The organism is Pseudomonas sp. JS425, from assembly GCF_018223845.1.
Classification (GTDB): Bacteria; Pseudomonadota; Gammaproteobacteria; order Pseudomonadales; family Pseudomonadaceae; genus Aquipseudomonas; species Aquipseudomonas asiatica.
Genome location: NZ_CP073661.1, coordinates 2,165,001 through 2,181,730, shown reverse-complemented (window position 1 = coordinate 2,181,730; position 16,730 = coordinate 2,165,001). Strand labels below are relative to the sequence as shown.

Annotated in this window: 12 protein-coding genes and 2 rRNA genes (1 of these 14 only partly in view); 5 read left to right on the top strand and 9 right to left on the bottom strand. The window is 62.3% G+C overall.

Annotation, left to right across the window (positions count from 1 at the left end):
* Positions 1-70 precede the first annotated feature (70 nt).
* Positions 71-499, bottom strand: a complete 429-nt coding sequence (locus KDB76_RS10010; RefSeq protein ID WP_015269679.1) for a PACE efflux transporter — start codon at positions 497-499, stop codon at positions 71-73.
* Between the two features lie 100 nt (positions 500-599).
* On the opposite strand from KDB76_RS10010, the gene KDB76_RS10005 reads away from it, so the two are divergent.
* Together KDB76_RS10005 and mcpA are read left to right on the top strand one after the other, a co-directional pair.
* Positions 600-1,478, top strand: coding sequence for a LysR family transcriptional regulator (locus KDB76_RS10005; protein ID WP_023661323.1), 879 nt, complete (start codon positions 600-602; stop codon positions 1,476-1,478).
* Positions 1,479-1,620: 142 nt separating this feature from the next.
* The gene (gene mcpA / locus KDB76_RS10000) at positions 1,621-3,507 is read left to right on the top strand and encodes a methyl-accepting chemotaxis protein McpA (RefSeq protein WP_013971860.1); all 1,887 of its coding nucleotides are present in this window, start codon (positions 1,621-1,623) and stop codon (positions 3,505-3,507) included.
* Positions 3,508-3,619: 112 nt separating this feature from the next.
* Here mcpA and KDB76_RS09995 read toward each other — a convergent pair whose 3' ends face one another.
* The 3 genes from KDB76_RS09995 to KDB76_RS09985 form a co-directional block, all read right to left on the bottom strand.
* On the bottom strand, positions 3,620-4,684 hold the full coding sequence (locus tag KDB76_RS09995; RefSeq protein WP_038409202.1) for a membrane protein: 1,065 nt from the start codon (positions 4,682-4,684) through the stop codon (positions 3,620-3,622).
* A 243-nt stretch (positions 4,685-4,927) separates the two neighbouring features.
* Entirely contained in the window at positions 4,928-5,305 is a 378-nt protein-coding gene (locus KDB76_RS09990) for a RidA family protein (protein WP_013971857.1), read from the bottom strand.
* A 12-nt stretch (positions 5,306-5,317) separates the two neighbouring features.
* Positions 5,318-6,454 (bottom strand): FAD-dependent oxidoreductase, encoded by a 1,137-nt coding sequence (locus tag KDB76_RS09985; RefSeq protein WP_004375949.1) that lies wholly within the window; start codon positions 6,452-6,454, stop codon positions 5,318-5,320.
* A 114-nt stretch (positions 6,455-6,568) separates the two neighbouring features.
* Between KDB76_RS09985 and KDB76_RS09980 the strand changes: the two genes are divergently transcribed.
* Positions 6,569-7,162 carry an XRE family transcriptional regulator gene (locus KDB76_RS09980; protein WP_015269673.1) on the top strand — a complete coding sequence of 198 codons (594 nt, stop codon included), beginning with the start codon at positions 6,569-6,571 and terminating at the stop codon, positions 7,160-7,162.
* Between the two features lie 217 nt (positions 7,163-7,379).
* Entirely contained in the window at positions 7,380-8,165 is a 786-nt protein-coding gene (locus KDB76_RS09975; protein ID WP_013971855.1) for a sulfite exporter TauE/SafE family protein, read from the top strand.
* A gap of 3 nt (positions 8,166-8,168) precedes the next feature.
* On the opposite strand, the gene KDB76_RS09970 is transcribed toward KDB76_RS09975, so the two are convergent.
* Together KDB76_RS09970 and KDB76_RS09965 are read right to left on the bottom strand one after the other, a co-directional pair.
* Complete coding sequence (locus KDB76_RS09970; protein ID WP_013971854.1) at positions 8,169-8,708, bottom strand: histidine phosphatase family protein; 540 nt, start codon at positions 8,706-8,708, stop codon at positions 8,169-8,171.
* Between the two features lie 131 nt (positions 8,709-8,839).
* Positions 8,840-11,074 (bottom strand): TonB-dependent siderophore receptor, encoded by a 2,235-nt coding sequence (locus KDB76_RS09965; protein WP_038409200.1) that lies wholly within the window; start codon positions 11,072-11,074, stop codon positions 8,840-8,842.
* Between the two features lie 301 nt (positions 11,075-11,375).
* Here KDB76_RS09965 and KDB76_RS09960 point away from each other — a divergent pair, with 301 nt between their 5' ends.
* The gene (locus KDB76_RS09960; protein ID WP_024086611.1) at positions 11,376-12,605 is read left to right on the top strand and encodes an MFS transporter; all 1,230 of its coding nucleotides are present in this window, start codon (positions 11,376-11,378) and stop codon (positions 12,603-12,605) included.
* Here KDB76_RS09960 and KDB76_RS09955 read toward each other — a convergent pair.
* The 3 genes from KDB76_RS09955 to KDB76_RS09945 form a co-directional block, all read right to left on the bottom strand.
* Positions 12,602-14,410: an ABC transporter ATP-binding protein/permease gene (locus tag KDB76_RS09955; protein ID WP_013971851.1), complete on the bottom strand. Its 1,809-nt coding sequence runs from the start codon at positions 14,408-14,410 to the stop codon at positions 12,602-12,604. The two genes, KDB76_RS09960 and KDB76_RS09955, sit on opposite strands and share 4 nt — an antisense overlap.
* Positions 14,411-14,698: 288 nt before the next feature.
* Positions 14,699-14,814 (bottom strand): 5S ribosomal RNA (gene rrf, locus KDB76_RS09950).
* A gap of 131 nt (positions 14,815-14,945) precedes the next feature.
* Positions 14,946-16,730 (bottom strand): 23S ribosomal RNA (locus KDB76_RS09945); it runs 1,107 nt beyond the window's last position.

Below are 16,730 nucleotides of genomic sequence, written 5' to 3'. Positions count from 1 at the left end.
CTCCCGCCTGAAGGTTGTGCGGTCGCTGTAGGAGCAGCCTTGTGCTGCGAAAAGGCCGGAACAGGTTGAATCAGGCTGCTGCCAAGGCTGAGCTGGGCAAGCCAAAGATCCGGTCGAACGCCCAGTTGTAGGCAAAGGTGTAGCACGGCACCAGCACGATAAACGCCATGTCCACCAGCAACGCCTCCAGCAATGTCATGTCCAGCCACCAGGCAATCAGCGGGATCAGGTACACCACCAGGGTCAGCTGGAAGCCGATGGCATGCGCCACCCGCCGTGCCACACTGCGCCCGCGCTTGGCCTGGCGGCTCTCCCACCACTCGAACAGGGTGTTGTAGATCAGGTTCCAGAGCATGGCGATGGTAGTGATCATCACCGCCAGAGGCCCGGTATGCGATGCCTGGGTGTCCGACAGGTAGGCCAGCCCGAGGGTCGACATGCACAGCCCGATCAGTTCATAGAAAGTCACGTAGACGAGTTTGCGTTTGAGTCCCTGCACCGGGATTACCTCCAATGACAAAGCGATGGGGCGCGATCATGCTTCATCGCTCTTGACAGCAAAAGTCGGCAGCTGTCAGATCTTCTGACAGGAGGCTGCCATGAACTTTTCCAGCGACAATATCCAGCTGTTTCTCGCCGTGCTCGACCGCGGTTCGTTTTCCGCCGCTGCACGGGCCCTGCAGCGGGTGCCTTCGGCCGTGAGCATGGCCATCGGCAACCTCGAGGCCGAACTGGGCTACACCCTGTTCGAGCGCGGCCCACGGGAAGTCCGCCCCACCGCCGAGGCCAAGGCGCTGGAACCTCATGCCCGGTTGATCGCCGAACAACTGGGGCTGCTGCAGGTGCATGCCCTGGAACTGTCCCAGGGGCTGGAGAGCAGCCTGACCCTGGCCGTGGTGCCGGACATCGACCACCGCCCGCTGCTGGCGGCCATCGCTCACCTGGGTGAGCGGCACCCGCTGCTGGACATCGCCCTGCTCAGCGCCCCGCAGGAAGAGGCCGTACACCTGCTGGACAGTGGCCGCGCCGACCTCTGCGTGGCTTTTGCCGGGTTGCAGGTCGATGCCCGTCGCGGCTTCCAGCACATCGGCATGGAATCGCTGGTGGCCACACTGTCCCCCGCTCACCCGGCCTTGCGCGAGGGGCGTATCCACTACCTCGAAGACCTGACCCGAGTGCGCCAGATCCTGGTGCGTAGCCATGACCTTCCGGTGACAGACCCACGCCCGTTGATAGGCGCCACGCACTGGTCAACCGACAGCTTCGACCTCGCCCTGCAGATGGTCGAGGCCGGCCTGGGCTGGGGCGACTTGCCGCTGTCGAGGGTCGCGCCACTGCTGGCCAGCGGGCGCCTGGTGCGCCTGGATTTTCGCAACACCCGCAACGAGCTGCAGTTGCCGGTACACATCTTCTGGCGCAAGCAACAACCGTTGCAGCAGGCTGCACGCCTGTTGATCGAGCAGTTGTGTAGCCAGTGAATACCGTCCGTCGAAATGACCGTAAGAAATTTCTGTAAGCACTTCAATCTTTTAACCCTTGAGCCGATATCCCGAACGATAGGTTCCGCAATGCGTCATGAGCGCACTGCGCCCTCCCCTCATTGGCCCAAGGTCTCGAAACATGAACCTGAAATTTCGCCACAAGATCCTGCTCAGCGCCTGCGGTGTCGTGGTCCTGGCATTTGCCCTGTTCACGCTCTACAACGACTACCTGCAACGCAATACCATCCGCCAGAACATCGAAGCTTCGGTGCAGCAGTCGGGCGCACTGACCGCCAGTAGTGTGCAGAACTGGATGAGCGGGCGCATCCTGGTGCTGGAAAACCTGGCCCAGGACATCGCCCAGCAAGGCGCTGGCGATACCCTGGAAGGACTGATCGAGCAGCCATCCTATACGCGTAATTTCCTGTTCACTTACCTGGGCCAGGCCACCGGTGCGTTCACCCAGCGCCCCAATGCGCAGATGCCCGCCGGTTACGACCCACGTCAGCGCCCGTGGTACGGCGCCGCGGCCAGCGCCGGGCAGACCGTGCTGACTGCCCCGTACCAGGGGGCTGTCGGCGGCCTGATGGTAACCATCGCCACGCCAGTGAAAAGCAAGAACAATGGCGAGCTGATCGGCGTGGTCGGCGGTGACGTCACCCTCGACACCCTGGTCGAGATCATCAACTCGGTCGATTTCGGCGGCATCGGCCACGCCTTCCTGGCCGACAGCAATGGCCAGGTGATCGTCAGCCCCGACAAAGACCAGGTGATGAAGAACCTCAAGGACATCTACCCTGGCAGCAACCTGCGAGTCGCCGCCGGCATGCAGGATGTCACCCTCAATGGCCAGGACCGCATCATTTCCTTCGCCCCGGTGGCCGGCCTGCCTTCGGCACAGTGGTACATCGGCCTGTCGATCGACAAGGACAAGGCCTACGCTGCGCTCAGCCAGTTCCGCACCTCGGCGATCATCGCGATGCTGATTGCGGTGGCTGCCATCGCCGGCCTGCTCGGCCTGCTGATCCCGATACTGATGAGCCCGCTGACCACCATGGGCCGCGCCATGCGCGACATCGCCGAGGGCGAAGGTGACCTTACCCGCCGCCTGACCGTGCAGAACAAGGACGAGTTCGGCGAACTGGCCACATCGTTCAACCGCTTCGTCGAGCGCATTCATGCCTCGATCAGCGAAGTGTCCTCGGCAACCCGCCTGGTGCACGACCTGTCGGAGAAGGTGGTCAATGCCTCCAATGCCTCGATCATCGGTTCCGAAGAGCAAAGCATGCGCACCAACAGCGTGGCCGCAGCGATCAACGAGCTGGGTGCTGCCACCCAGGAAATCGCCCGCAACGCCGCCGATGCCTCGCAGCATGCCAGCGGTGCCAGCGAGCAGGCCCACGGTGGCCGTGAAGTGGTCGAAGAAGCGATCAGTGCCATGACCGCCCTGTCGCAGCGCATCAGCGAGTCCTGCGCGCAAATCGAAACGCTCAACGCCAGCACCGACGAAATCGGCAAGATCCTCGACGTGATCAAGGGCATCTCGCAGCAGACCAACCTGCTGGCGCTGAACGCCGCCATCGAAGCGGCGCGTGCCGGTGAGGCCGGCCGTGGCTTTGCCGTGGTGGCCGACGAGGTACGCAACCTGGCGCACCGCACCCAGGAATCGGCGGAAGAAATCCACCGCATGATCACCAGCCTGCAGGTAGGCTCGCGCGAAGCGGTGCACACCATGAACACCAGCCAGGTTTCCAGCGAGCAGACCGTGCAGGTGGCCAACCAGGCCGGCGAGCGCCTGGCCAGCGTGACCCAGCGTATTGGCGAGATCGATGGCATGAACCAGTCGGTGGCTACCGCTACCGAAGAACAGACCGCCGTGGTCGAGAGCCTCAACCTGGACATCACCCAGATCAACGCCCTGAACCAGCAAGGGGTGGAGAACCTCAACGAGACCCTGCGCCATTGTGACCAACTGGCCCAGCAGGCCGGGCGCCTGAAGCAGCTGGTAGGCAGCTTCAGGATCTGATGGCCCTGGGGGGCGCTCTGCGCCCCAATCGCGACGCAAGGCCGCTCCCACAGGTGCCATGCGATCCTTGTGGGAGCGGCCTTGTGTCGCGATCGGGCTGCGCAGCAGCCCCCTACGCCACCGCCGCTTTAACCACTTTGCTCCGCCGGACCCAGGCCAGCAGCACCGCCGCCATCAGCACGAAACCCAGGTAGCCGAACAGCGGGTACACCTCACCCACCAGGCTGATGAACCCCACCAGGCTGCATCCGAACGCCGCCGCGCCGGCCACCACCGAGCCCCAGCGAAACCTCACCGTACCCGCCGGCATCAGCCGCGAGAGAAACGAGAACAACGTACCCACCGCAGTGTTGACGATCATGCCGAAGATAATCAGGCACATCACCAGCCCCAGCAGTGGCGATACTTCGTTGGCGATCGACAGCATCGGCATCGGCAGGTCAGCCACGCTGTCCAGGCGCGACAACAGCCCGGCACTCATTACCAGCATCAGCCCACCCAATGCGGCGCCACCAAGCAGCCCACCCCATACAGCGGTTCTCTCGCCCTTGGCCGACCCACCCAGGATGGCCAGGATCGGCGCGCCGGCAACGATGTTGTACGACACGTACAGGAACGCCCCCAGCAGCCAGTGACGGGCGCCCGCCTGTTGCTGGCTGGCCAGTTGGTCGAGCTGGGCGAAGCTCTGTTCCCGGCTGAACACGGCGTACAACGCAATCGCCGAGGCCACCAGGATCAGCAACGGCGTTATGGCACCAATAGCGAGGATCACCCTGCGCACATCCAGGCACACGATGCCCACCACAACCAGCGTCACCAGCACGCTGCCGGCCAGCGCGGGGATACCGAACTGCTGCTCCAGCAAGGCACCACCACCGGCCAGCATGACCACGGTGACGGCAAACATGAAAAAGGTGATCAGCCAGTCGACGAACAGGCCCAGGTGACGGCCGCAGATGGCCTGGATCACATCCTTGTGCGAAGTGGCCTGCTGGCGATTGCCCAGCCCCGCCAGGGCCATGCCGAGGAAGGTGAACAAGGCTGCGCTGACCAGCGCACCGACCAGCCCCCACACACCGAAATCGACAAAGAACAACAACAGTTCCCGCCCCGAAGCGAACCCCGCCCCCACGATCACGCCGACAAACGCGCCGGCAATCTTCAGCTGCTCTTGCATGTGAACCTCTGGATTTATTGTTGTTTTGCTTTTTGGCGGGCAAGTCAGTCCGCCGCTCCTACAGGTAATCCACCGTCCTTGAATGCAGCGCTGGCCCTGTGGGAGCGGGTTCACCCGCGAAGAAGGCACCGCGCTGCATGGCACCGGCTACGCCGGTGTTCGCGGGTGAACCCGCTCCCACAGGGCCAGGCAATCTTCCAGGTTTTGCGCAAGACAGTTGTTCATGCGCAGATTTCTGCCCGCTCAGGCGTCGCCGACGAACACCTGCACTTCGATCTCCACATCCACCCCCAGCGCCAATGCCGAGGCCACGGTCGAGCGCACCGGTAGCGCTGCGCCGAAGAACTCCTTGTACACCTCGTTGAAGCCGGCGAAGTGGCTCATGTCCGAGAGCCACACCGTGGCCTTGACTACCTGGTCGAAACGCGCGCCGCAGGCAGCCAGGCTTTCGGAGATGCGCTCGCAGGCGGCGCGGGTCTGGGTCTGGATGTCGCCGCGCACCACTTCACCGCCAGCACTCATCGGCACCTGGCCGGAAAGGAACAGGAAGCCGCCGGCTTTCACCGCACGGGAGAACGGGAACGGCAGGCTGCTGGGAAAACGCTGGATATCATTGCTCATGGGATGCTCCTTTCAGGGTTGCTGGAAACGGGCCGGGGACAGGCGCTCGGGCACCACCCCCTGGCTGACAAGGCCGGGACACAGGGGCAGGCCCAGCAGCAGGTCGGCAGCCAAGCGCGAGGCGCCCGCAGCCGACTGGATGCCATAGCCACCTTGTGCCGCCAGCCAGAAGAACGCTGGCGCGTGCACATCGAAACCGATCACCAGGTCGCCGTCGGCGACGAACGAGCGCAGCCCGGCCCAGGTGTGGCTCGGCCGGCGGATCGACAGGGTGGTCATGGCTTCGATGTTGTAGATGCCCAAAGCCACGTCGAGCTCCTCGGGCGCGGCGTCCTGGGGTTCGACCGGGTCGGCATTGGCCGGCGACCCCAACAGCTGGCCGGCGTCGGGCTTGAAGTAGAAGCTTTCGTCTACGCCGATCACCGCCGGCCAGCGGGCGAAATCCTGGTCTGCCGGGCCTGGGAAAGTGAAGGCACTGCGCCGGCAGGGTTGCAGGCCGATGCGCGCCACCCCGCACTGCTCGGCCACTCGGTCGGCCCAAGCGCCAGCAGCATTTACCAGCTGGCGCGTCTGTACCCGGCTGCCATCGCCCAGCTGCACCTGCCACAGGTCATCCAGGTACCAGGCCTGGATCAGCTCGGCGTTACAGCGCAGTTCACCGCCAGCGGCGCGATAGCCGCGCAAGAAGCCCTGGTGCAGGGCATGTACGTCCAGATCCATTGCGCCCGCTTCAAGCACCGCGCCGGCCAGGTTCTCGGCACGCAGGCTCGGTACCAGGGCCAGGGCTGCGTCGCGGTCGAGCAGGCTGACTTCGGTGCCGTTGGCCAGGTTCTGTGCGTGGGTCTGCTCGAGCAGCGTGCGCTGTTCCAGGCTGGCGACGTACAGGCAGCCGCGCGGTTCCAGCAGCGGGTGCTCGCAGAACCCTTGCGGTGGTGCTTCGTAGAAGGCCCGGCTGGCACGGGTCAGCGCCTGTATCTGCGGAGTGCCGTAGGCCTCCATGAACATGGCTGCCGAACGCCCGGTGGAATGGTAGCCAGGCTGCGCCTCGCGCTCGAGCAGCAGCACCTTCTGCCGGCCGGCCAGGCGATAACCGAGGGATGCACCAGCGATGCCCGCGCCGATGATGAGGGTGTCGTAGATCGGGATCATGCACGCTCCTGCCAGGGAATTTTCATATATGAGAATTCTAATATATGAGAATTTACGAATACGCAAGGGTCCAAGGTAAGATGCCCGACCAACGCCGCATGCCGAGACCCCCGAATGCCCGCTGCCCTACCCTTGCTGGACCGTGCCGTAGTCGGCCAGCGCCTGCGCCAGGTGCGCAAGGCGCGCCAGATGACACTCAAGCAATTGTCCGAAGCCAGTGGCGTCCCGCTGTCCACCTTGTCGAAGATGGAGCTGGCGCAGGTCTCGGTCAGCTACGAAAAACTCGCCGCCGCCGCCCGGGCGCTGAACGTCGACATTGCCCAGCTGTTGCGCGCCAGCGGCACGGTAACCGCACCAGTGCCGGTGACGGTGGTGGTCGATTCACTGCCAGCGGCGGCGGGCTACTCGACCGGCACCTATGACTATCACCCGATTGCCGGCGACTTCCCTGAACGGCGCATGACGCCCGCCTATGCCCGCATCATTGCCCGTGAACGTGGCCAGTTCGACGATTTTATCCGCCACCCGGGCCAAGAGTTCGCGCTGGTACTGAGCGGGCGCGTTCGTATCGAGTTCGAAACCGGGGAAGCGGTGAGCATCGGGCCGCAGGAGACGGCGTATTTCGACAGCCAGGTGGGACATATCTACCTGTCGGAAAGTGACGATGGCGCAGATGCGCATGTGATGGTGGTGATGACTGATCGCTGACCCGGTGCTGCCTGCCAAGGCCTATCGCCGGCAAGCCAGCTCCCACAGGTACTGCACAGGCCTTGAGGTTGATGCGTCGGTGTGGGAGCCGGCTTGATAGGGCCCTGGCAGGCAGCACCTGGTTATAACCTAATAACGAACAAGTCTATTTGGCTATAAAAAAATCTATATGCTGGCTGCATCCGATAACGGGCAAAGTTGGGCGGTCGAGTAGCGTATGGATGTAGGTTCTTTCGGTTTCACCATTGCAGGCCTGGTCGTGGGTTTCATCGTCGGCATGACCGGCGTCGGTGGCGGCTCGCTGATGACCCCGATCCTGTTGTGGTTCGGCATCAGCCCGGCAACGGCCGTCGGTACCGACCTGCTCTATGCCGCCATCACCAAGGCCAGTGGCGTCTGGGTGCATGCGCGCAACAAGAACGTCGACTGGAAGATCACCGGCCTGCTCAGCCTGGGTAGCGTGCCCGCCGCGGCACTGACCCTGTGGTTCCTCAGCACCCTGCACACCGACACATCGGCGCTCAACGCCGTCATCAAGCAAGGCCTGGCGGTGGTCCTGATCCTGACCGCGCTGGCCATCCTGTTCAAATCGCGTCTGCAGGCCTTCGCCAGCCGCCATGCCGGTGACCACTATCACCTCAGCGACCGCAGCCTGAATACCCTTACCGTGCTTACCGGCGTGGTGCTGGGGGTGATGGTCACCCTTACTTCCATCGGCGCTGGCGCACTGGGTACCGTGGCGCTGTTCCTGCTGTACCCGTTCCTGGTCACCCGCCGCCTGGTCGGTACCGAAATCGCCCACGCCGTGCCGCTGACCCTGGTGGCAGGGCTGGGCCATGCGGGGATGGGCAACATGGACTGGTCGCTGCTGGGTTACCTGCTGCTGGGCTCGCTGCCAGGCATCTACCTGGGCAGCCACCTCACCGGGCGGATTTCCGACCGCGTGCTGCGCCCGTGCCTGGCGGCGATGCTGTTGCTGATTGGCTACAAGCTGGCGTTCTGACCTTCAGCCCAGGCGCAGACGCCATTGCCCGGTAAAGCTCAGCTCCAGGCGCGACAGGGGCAACACGTCGACTCGCTGGCTGGCGCTCATCGGGCAGCAAAGTACTTGTACAAGCACGGCGCGCATCACCATCGGGTGGGTAACTGCCAGCCATTCACCAGGCCTGTCGAAGGCCGCCAGCCAGGCGGCGATGCGCTGGCAAAGCACGGCGAACGACTCGCCGCCGTGAACATCACTGGCCGGGTCCTGAAGCCATTCGGTCAACGCCTGCGATTGCTCGGCCTGCAGTTGCTTCAGTGTCAGCCCTTGCCAACGCCCCAGGTCGCAATCGGCCAATGCCGGCTCGACCTGCACCGGCCCAGAAAACCACGCCGCTGTCTCGCAGGCTCGCCGCTCTGGTGCAGTCAGCACCGGCACACCGGATAGGTCGGCGAAAGGCTGTTGGCCCAGTGGAAGAATGCCGTCTTCGGCATGGTGCAGTCGCCCGGACTTCTGGGCTTGGGTCAGGGCATGGCAGATCAGCGTCAGGCGGACGGCTTTCACCGGTTTTTTCTCATGGCGGGTTGAGGCGCAAGGTTTAGCATGCTGCGGCACTTTTTGCCGCAACAAATATGGCACCGCCTGCGCCAGTGTTCCCCGGTTTATCGGTGAATGGGCCGTACAGCACCCCGATGTCAGAAGGTGATATTCAGCGCAGCGAACACCGCCCTGCCTGGCTGGTTATAGGTATTGGCGCCCGAAGTACTGGCGTTGCCACCACGCAGGATCTGCTTGTCGAACACGTTGTTCACCCCCACCCGCACGTCGTAGTTGGCGTTGAACTTGTACCCGGCGCTCACGTCCACCAGGCCGTAGGCTTCCACATCCTGTTGCGCGGCCTTGTCGTAGCTTTGCTGGGTGCGGTCGTTGAAGGTCGGCGACTTCTGCTTGCCGAAGTAGGTACCCGCCACCTGGAACGACAGCTTCTCGGTGGCGCGCCAGTCGAGGGTGGTGTTGACGGTGTATTCCGGGATCACCGACAGTGGCTCGCCGGTCTCGCGGTTGTCGTTGTCGAGCATCCAGGTCAGGTTGGTGTTCCAGTCCAGGGCCGGGGTCAACTCGATGAACAGGTTGCCTTCGATACCCTCCACCCGCGCCTTGCCAGCGTTGTCCCACTGGGTCACGCGGCTGCCGGTGCCGATGGTGTACAACACATCGGTATCACCGACGATCTTGTTCTTGTAGTCGTTGCGAAAGTACGTGGCACTGGTGCGCCAGGTACCCCGGTCGTACATCAGGCCGATTTCCTTGTTGACGCTGATCTCGGGCTTGAGGTCGGCGTTGCCCTGCAGGTAACAGCCACCGTTGTTGGTCTGCTGCACGCTGCAACCATTGCCGCGGCTGTACAACAAGTAGTTGGGGTTGGACTGGTACAGGTTCGGGGTCTTGTAGGCGCGCGCGATACCGCCTTTGACCGACAGTGCTTCGGTCAGCTTGTGCGACAGGTTCAGGCTGGGGCTGAAGTTGTCGCCGAAGGTTTCGTGGTGGTCGAAACTCAGGCCCGGGGTAATGGTGGTGTCGCCGACAATGATGTTGTCCTCGACGAACAGCGCATAGCTGCGGGCGGTCGTCTTCGAGCTGCTGCGGTCGAAACCGACGAGCCCGTCATTACCCGTGGGGTCCGAGCTTTGTGGGCGCAGCGAGCCCTGATCATTGAGCGTTTCGTACAGGTACTCGCCGCCCAGGGTCAGCACATGCTCGGTGCTGCCCATGGCGAATGGCAGGTTCACTTCGCTGCTCAGGCGCGTGTTGCGCAGGCGCGACATGGCGGCGCCTTCAGCATTGGGAGCACCTTCGGTACGGCCTGCCAGGCCCTCGTTCAGACGCCAGTTGCGCACGTACTCGTAGGCCAGCACGGTCTTGCTGGTACCCCAGGTGAAATCGCCCAGGTGGGTCAGGTCGTAGGTACTGCGCTGCATCACATTGGTTTCGTGGCCGTACAAGCTGGACACGAACTCGACGTCACCACCGCCGTTGCTGTTCATGGTGTCGCCGGCAAAGATATTGCCCTGGCGGCTGTAGCCGGCACTGGCCTCGAAGCGGTGCTCGTCGTTCAGCTTCCAGCTCAGCAGGCCATTGATGTCCTTGTTGCGTACGCCTTCGCGGCCCGCCACCAGCGCACTGGTGGCATGCCCGGCATTGATGTCCAGGTCGTCGGCATCGGTCTTGGCCAGGCCGCCGTACAGGCGGAAGCCGAGGTTGTCGGTCAGGCCGCCGCCCAGGTTGAAGTTGGCCCGGCGGCTGGCGCCCTCGGCGCTGTCTTCCGGCAGCTGGGTGTACAGGCTGACGCTACCCTTGAGTTCATCGGTGGGCCGTTTGGTGATGATATTGACCACCCCGCCCATGGCGCCGGAGCCGTAACGTGCGGCCGCCGGCCCACGCAGGATCTCGATGCGCTCGACCGCTTCTGCCGGTACCCAGTTGGTTTCACCGCGGGTATCGCGGTCGCCGTTCCAGCCATAGCGCACGGCATTGCGTGCGCTGGATGGCTTGCCGTCTATGAGGATCAGGGTGTTTTCCGGGCCCATGCCGCGCAGGTCGATCTGCCGGTTGTTGCCACGCGCGCCGCTGGCGCTGTTGCCGGTCAGGTTGACCCCGGGCTCGCGGCGGATGATTTCGGACAGGTCATTGGCCGGCGGGTGGCGCTTGATGTCTTCGGCGGTGATGATCGACGTACCCAAGGCCTGGCGTGCCTCGCGCTCGGCGGTGACCAGGGTGTCCTGGATCACCAGCGCGTTGTCGGCGACCGGCATCTCCAGCACCTCACCCGTACGCTGTTCTTCGGCCTGGGCCACGGTGGCCACCATGGCCGGTGACGCCAGCGCGACAAACGCCAGGGCCAGGCTGTTGGGTGAAGTCTTGCACTGCATGGGTACATCTCCTGCGATTCATGAGCGAAACGGCACATCCCTGGCGGAGACCGGGAGCCCTCGCCCACCGGCCTCGCAAACACAGTTTGGTGGCCAACAGGGATGGTAAATATATAGATTCGCAAATGAGTTTAAATCTTATTTACGAAGTTTACATGTTTGTAACGGAACTTTGCTGACACGACAGCGTTGCCGGCGCAGCCCGGCTATTCGCGCTGATGCTTGCATACACCTGTCCGATTTGCATCCTGCGTGACGGCTCCTACAGTTTCGAACGTAGCACCCTCTGCCGAGCCTCTTGATGCGCAGCCACGAAGAAAGCCACGCCATGAACGCCACCAGGTCCCTGTCGAAGATCCCTCGCAGCGTCTGGGCGTTGGGCTTCGTATCGATGTTCATGGACATTTCCTCGGAAATGATTCACGCCCTGCTGCCGCTGTACATGGTCACCGTGCTTGGCACCTCGGTAGTGGCGGTGGGCTTTATCGAAGGTGTTGCCGAAGCGACCGCTTCGATCACCAAGGTGTTTTCCGGCGCCCTCAGCGACCGGCTGGGCAAGCGCAAGCTGCTTACGGTGCTGGGCTATGGCCTGGGTGCGTTGACCAAGCCGGTGTTCCCCATGGCCTCCGGGCTGGGGTGGTTGACCGCAGCACGCTTCGTCGACCGGGTCGGCAAAGGCATTCGTGGGGCGCCGCGCGATGCACTGGTGGCCGATGTCACGCCCGCCGAACTACGTGGTGCAGCCTTCGGCCTGCGCCAGGCGCTGGATACCGTGGGCGCCTTCCTTGGGCCGTTGCTGGCGATCGTGCTGATGTGGCTGACCGCGAGCCATTTCCAGACGGTGTTCTGGGTGGCGGTGCTTCCGGCGTTCGTGGCGGTGTACATCCTCATCGCCTTCGTGCGCGAACCTGAAACGCCGGCCACCACCCGGCCGGTGCGCTCACCGCTGGCCCTGCACGAATTGGCACGCCTGGGCCCGTCCTACTGGCGGCTAATCGGCCTGGCCACGCTGTTCACCCTCGCCCGCTTCAGCGAGGCGTTTCTGCTGCTGCGCGCCCAGGACATGGGCCTGGCGCCGCTGTGGGCGCCGGCAGTGCTGGTGCTCATGGCCCTGGCCTACTCGCTGTCGGCCTACCCCGCGGGGGTGCTGTCGGACCGCGTAGGCCGCCGCGGCGTGCTGATGACCGGGCTGGGGCTGCTGGTCGTCGCCGACCTGCTGCTGGCCCTGCTGCCGGGCTGGACCGGGCTGGCCATGGGGGTGGCTGCCTGGGGCCTGCACCTGGGCTTCAGCCAAGGCATCTTTGCCGCCATGATCGCCGACAGCGCCCCCGCGGAGCTGCGCGGTACAGCCTTCGGCCTGTTCAACCTGCTGACCGGCATGGCGCTGCTGGTGGCGAGCGTGGTGGCCGGGCTGCTGTGGGACGGGGTCGGCTTCAAGGCGACATTCCTGCTTGGCGCAGCATGTGCCGGCGGCACCTTGATCGGGGTCGTATTGCTCAGGCCGGCCCCGATCACCGGCAATCCGAACTAGGCCAGCGCTGGCTGCTGCTCCAGTAGCGACCAGCCGCCATGTCCATCCACCTCCAGCCGGTGGGTATGGAAACCTGCCAGTGTACTGCGGTGCCCGACACTGACCAGCAATGCCCCCGGCATTTCCGTACGCAGCAGAGAATACAGGGCATGCTCGAGCCCTTCGTCCATGGCCGAAGTGGACTCGTCAAGGAACACCACCTGCGGCCGGTTGAACAGCACCCGGGCAAATGCGAGGCGCTGCTGCTCACCAACCGAGAGAATGTGTGACCAGTCACAGCTGACTTCCAGTCGCTCGGCCAAGTGGGCCAAGTTGACCTGGCGCAAGGCCTGCTGCATCCGCGTTTCATCCTCAGGTCTGCTGGCCACCGGGTAGGCGATGACCGTGCGCAGATCGCCCAGCGGCAGGTACGGCCGCTGCGACAGGAACAGAGCCTGGTGGCCCAGCGGGCGCCTGACCTCACCCTCGGCGTACGGCCAGAGTCCCGCCAGCGCACGCAGCAGCGTGGTTTTACCGCTGCCCGACGGCCCCTTGATCAACAGCGCCTGGCCGGCATGCAGATCAAGGTCCAGGTCGGTGATAAGGGCATGCCCGTCCGGGCGCAGCACCTGCAGGCGGCTGATCGCCAAGGCATGCTCCTGGTCCTCGGTGATGACGCGTGGCAAAGCGCTCGCCTGCTCGTTGGCATCGAGGAAACCGGTCAGACGGTCGAGGGTGGCCCGGTACTGGGCAAACGCATCATACGACTCGCGGAAGAACGACAACGAATCCTGCACCTGGCCAAAGGCCTGGGAGGTCTGCATGACGTCGCCCAGCTTGATCGCCCCGCTGAAGAAGCGCGGTGCCTGCAGAATGAAGGGGAACACCACTGCGACCTGGCTCACGCCCAGGTTGAAACCGCTGAATTTCAGGTTCCGGAACACCAGCGCCCAGGCATTCACGATCAAGGCACCAAAGCGACCCAGCAACGTGCCCCGCTCGACCTGCGCGCCCTGGTAGAAAGCGATGTTCTCGGCATTTTCGCGCAGACGCATCAGCGCGTAACGGAAGTTGGCGGTGAGCTTTTCGTTGAGGAAGTTCAGGCGGATCAGCGGTCGCCCGAGGCGGAAGGCGATCCAGGTGGCGACGATGACGTAAAGGTACACGGCAAACACCATAGCCCGGGGAATCTCCACACCGGCAACGGCCAGCGGCGCCGACAGCCCCCAGAGGATGCCGGTGAACGCCACCAGCGAAACCAGCGCACTGACTGCGCCCAGGGCGAGGGTCACCGAGTTGCTGACAAAGGCGTTGACGTCCAGTTCGATACGTTGGTCAGGGTTGTCCACGGGCTCGGCGAGGAACTGGCCACGGTAGTAGGCATCGCCGTGCATCCAGTCGTGGGTCAGGCGCTCGGTCAGCCAGACTCGCCATTGGATGCTGAACGCCTGGCTTACATAGAAGGTGAACAGCGAACGCAGTACATGGATGGTGGCCAATACTGCAAAGACACCGAGCAGGTACCAGAAGGCCGCTTGGTCAAGGCCCTGCAAGGCGCTGTAGAAGCCGTTGTACCAGAATGAGAACAGCACGTTCAGACGCACCGAGAATAGCGTCAGAACCAGCAGCAGGGCGAACACCAGTAACGGCCGCCAACTGCGCCTGAAACTGAAATAAGGCCCGGCAAGCTGCCAGAACTGGCTACCCCAGCGCGTACAACGTACGGCCAGTGTGGCGGCTGCTGTGAAGCAGACAAGGGTGATGAACGAAGCGATTGCCAGCCAGCTCAGGCTCTCTTGCAGGGCCTGGTGCCAGTTCATTTCCATGATGGGTATCCGTGCTGAGTATTTCCGCGAGCGTAGCATTGACCTGTGATTCGTCAGGCATAAATGACGCACATTTCATGATTGCCTTCGGAGCTACGCGGGCCCCTGTGGGGCGGGCGAGTCGAGGTGTCGAACCGCCGCGAAGCGGGCGACGTGGTGGATGGCACCGGCTATGCCGGTGTTCGCGGGTGAACCCGCTCCCACAGGGACTGCGTATGCCCGGGAATTTTTTCGCCACAAAGACAAAACCCCTACCTGCATGTGCAGATAGGGGTTTTGCGAAATGAATCTTGACGATGACCTACTCTCACATGGGGAAACCCCACACTACCATCGGCGATGCATCGTTTCACTGCTGAGTTCGGGATGGGATCAGGTGGTTCCAATGCTCTATGGTCGTCAAGAAATTCTGTTGCCAGAATGTCCAGATGGACAGCCCAGCGAATCCGGATATGCGATATTTGTGATGTTGCGAACTTTCGGTTGTTTCGTCTTCACCACCGCAATCTGCGCTAGCAAATTGCTTGGGTGTTATATGGTCAAGCCTCACGGGCAATTAGTATTGGTTAGCTCAACGCCTCACAGCGCTTACACACCCAACCTATCAACGTCGTAGTCTTCGACGGCCCTTTAGGGGATTCAAGATCCCAGTGAGATCTCATCTTGAGGCAAGTTTCCCGCTTAGATGCTTTCAGCGGTTATCTCTTCCGAACATAGCTACCCGGCAATGCCACTGGCGTGACAACCGGAACACCAGAGGTTCGTCCACTCCGGTCCTCTCGTACTAGGAGCAGCCCCTCTCAAATCTCAAACGTCCACGGCAGATAGGGACCGAACTGTCTCACGACGTTCTAAACCCAGCTCGCGTACCACTTTAAATGGCGAACAGCCATACCCTTGGGACCGGCTTCAGCCCCAGGATGTGATGAGCCGACATCGAGGTGCCAAACACCGCCGTCGATATGAACTCTTGGGCGGTATCAGCCTGTTATCCCCGGAGTACCTTTTATCCGTTGAGCGATGGCCCTTCCATACAGAACCACCGGATCACTAAGACCTACTTTCGTACCTGCTCGACGTGTTTGTCTCGCAGTCAAGCGCGCTTTTGCCTTTATACTCTACGACCGATTTCCGACCGGTCTGAGCGCACCTTCGTACTCCTCCGTTACTCTTTGGGAGGAGACCGCCCCAGTCAAACTACCCACCATACACTGTCCTCGATCCGGATAACGGACCTGAGTTAGAACCTCAAAGTTGCCAGGGTGGTATTTCAAGGATGGCTCCATGAGAACTGGCGTCCCCACTTCAAAGCCTCCCACCTATCCTACACAAGCAAATTCAAAGTCCAGTGCAAAGCTATAGTAAAGGTTCACGGGGTCTTTCCGTCTAGCCGCGGATACACTGCATCTTCACAGCGATTTCAATTTCACTGAGTCTCGGGTGGAGACAGCGCCGCCATCGTTACGCCATTCGTGCAGGTCGGAACTTACCCGACAAGGAATTTCGCTACCTTAGGACCGTTATAGTTACGGCCGCCGTTTACCGGGGCTTCGATCAAGAGCTTCGCTTGCGCTAACCCCATCAATTAACCTTCCGGCACCGGGCAGGCGTCACACCCTATACGTCCACTTTCGTGTTTGCAGAGTGCTGTGTTTTTAATAAACAGTCGCAGCGGCCTGGTATCTTCGACCGGCATGGGCTTACGGAGCAAGTCCTTCACCCTCGCCGGCGCACCTTCTCCCGAAGTTACGGTGCCATTTTGCCTAGTTCCTTCACCCGAGTTCTCTCAAGCGCCTTGGTATTCTCTACCTAACCACCTGTGTCGGTTTGGGGTACGGTTCCCAGTTATCTGAAGCTTAGGAGCTTTTCTTGGAAGCATGGTATCAACCACTTCGTCGCCTGAAGGCAACTCGTCATCAGCTCTCGGCCTTGAAATCCCGGATTTGCCTAAGATTTCAGCCTACCACCTTAAACCTGGACAACCAACGCCAGGCTGGCCTAACCTTCTCCGTCCCTCCATCGCAATAACTGGAAGTACAGGAATATTAACCTGTTTTCCATCGACTACGCTTTTCAGCCTCGCCTTAGGGACCGACTAACCCTGCGTCGATTAACGTTGCGCAGGAAACCTTGGTCTTTCGGCGTGCGAGTTTTTCACTCGCATTGTCGTTACTCATGTCAGCATTCGCACTTCTGATACCTCCAGCAAGCTTCTCAACTCACCTTCACAGGCTTACAGAACGCTCCTCTACCGCGTCATCAAAGATGACACCCGTAGCTTCGGTGCATGGTTTGAGCCCCGTTACATCTTCCGCGCAGG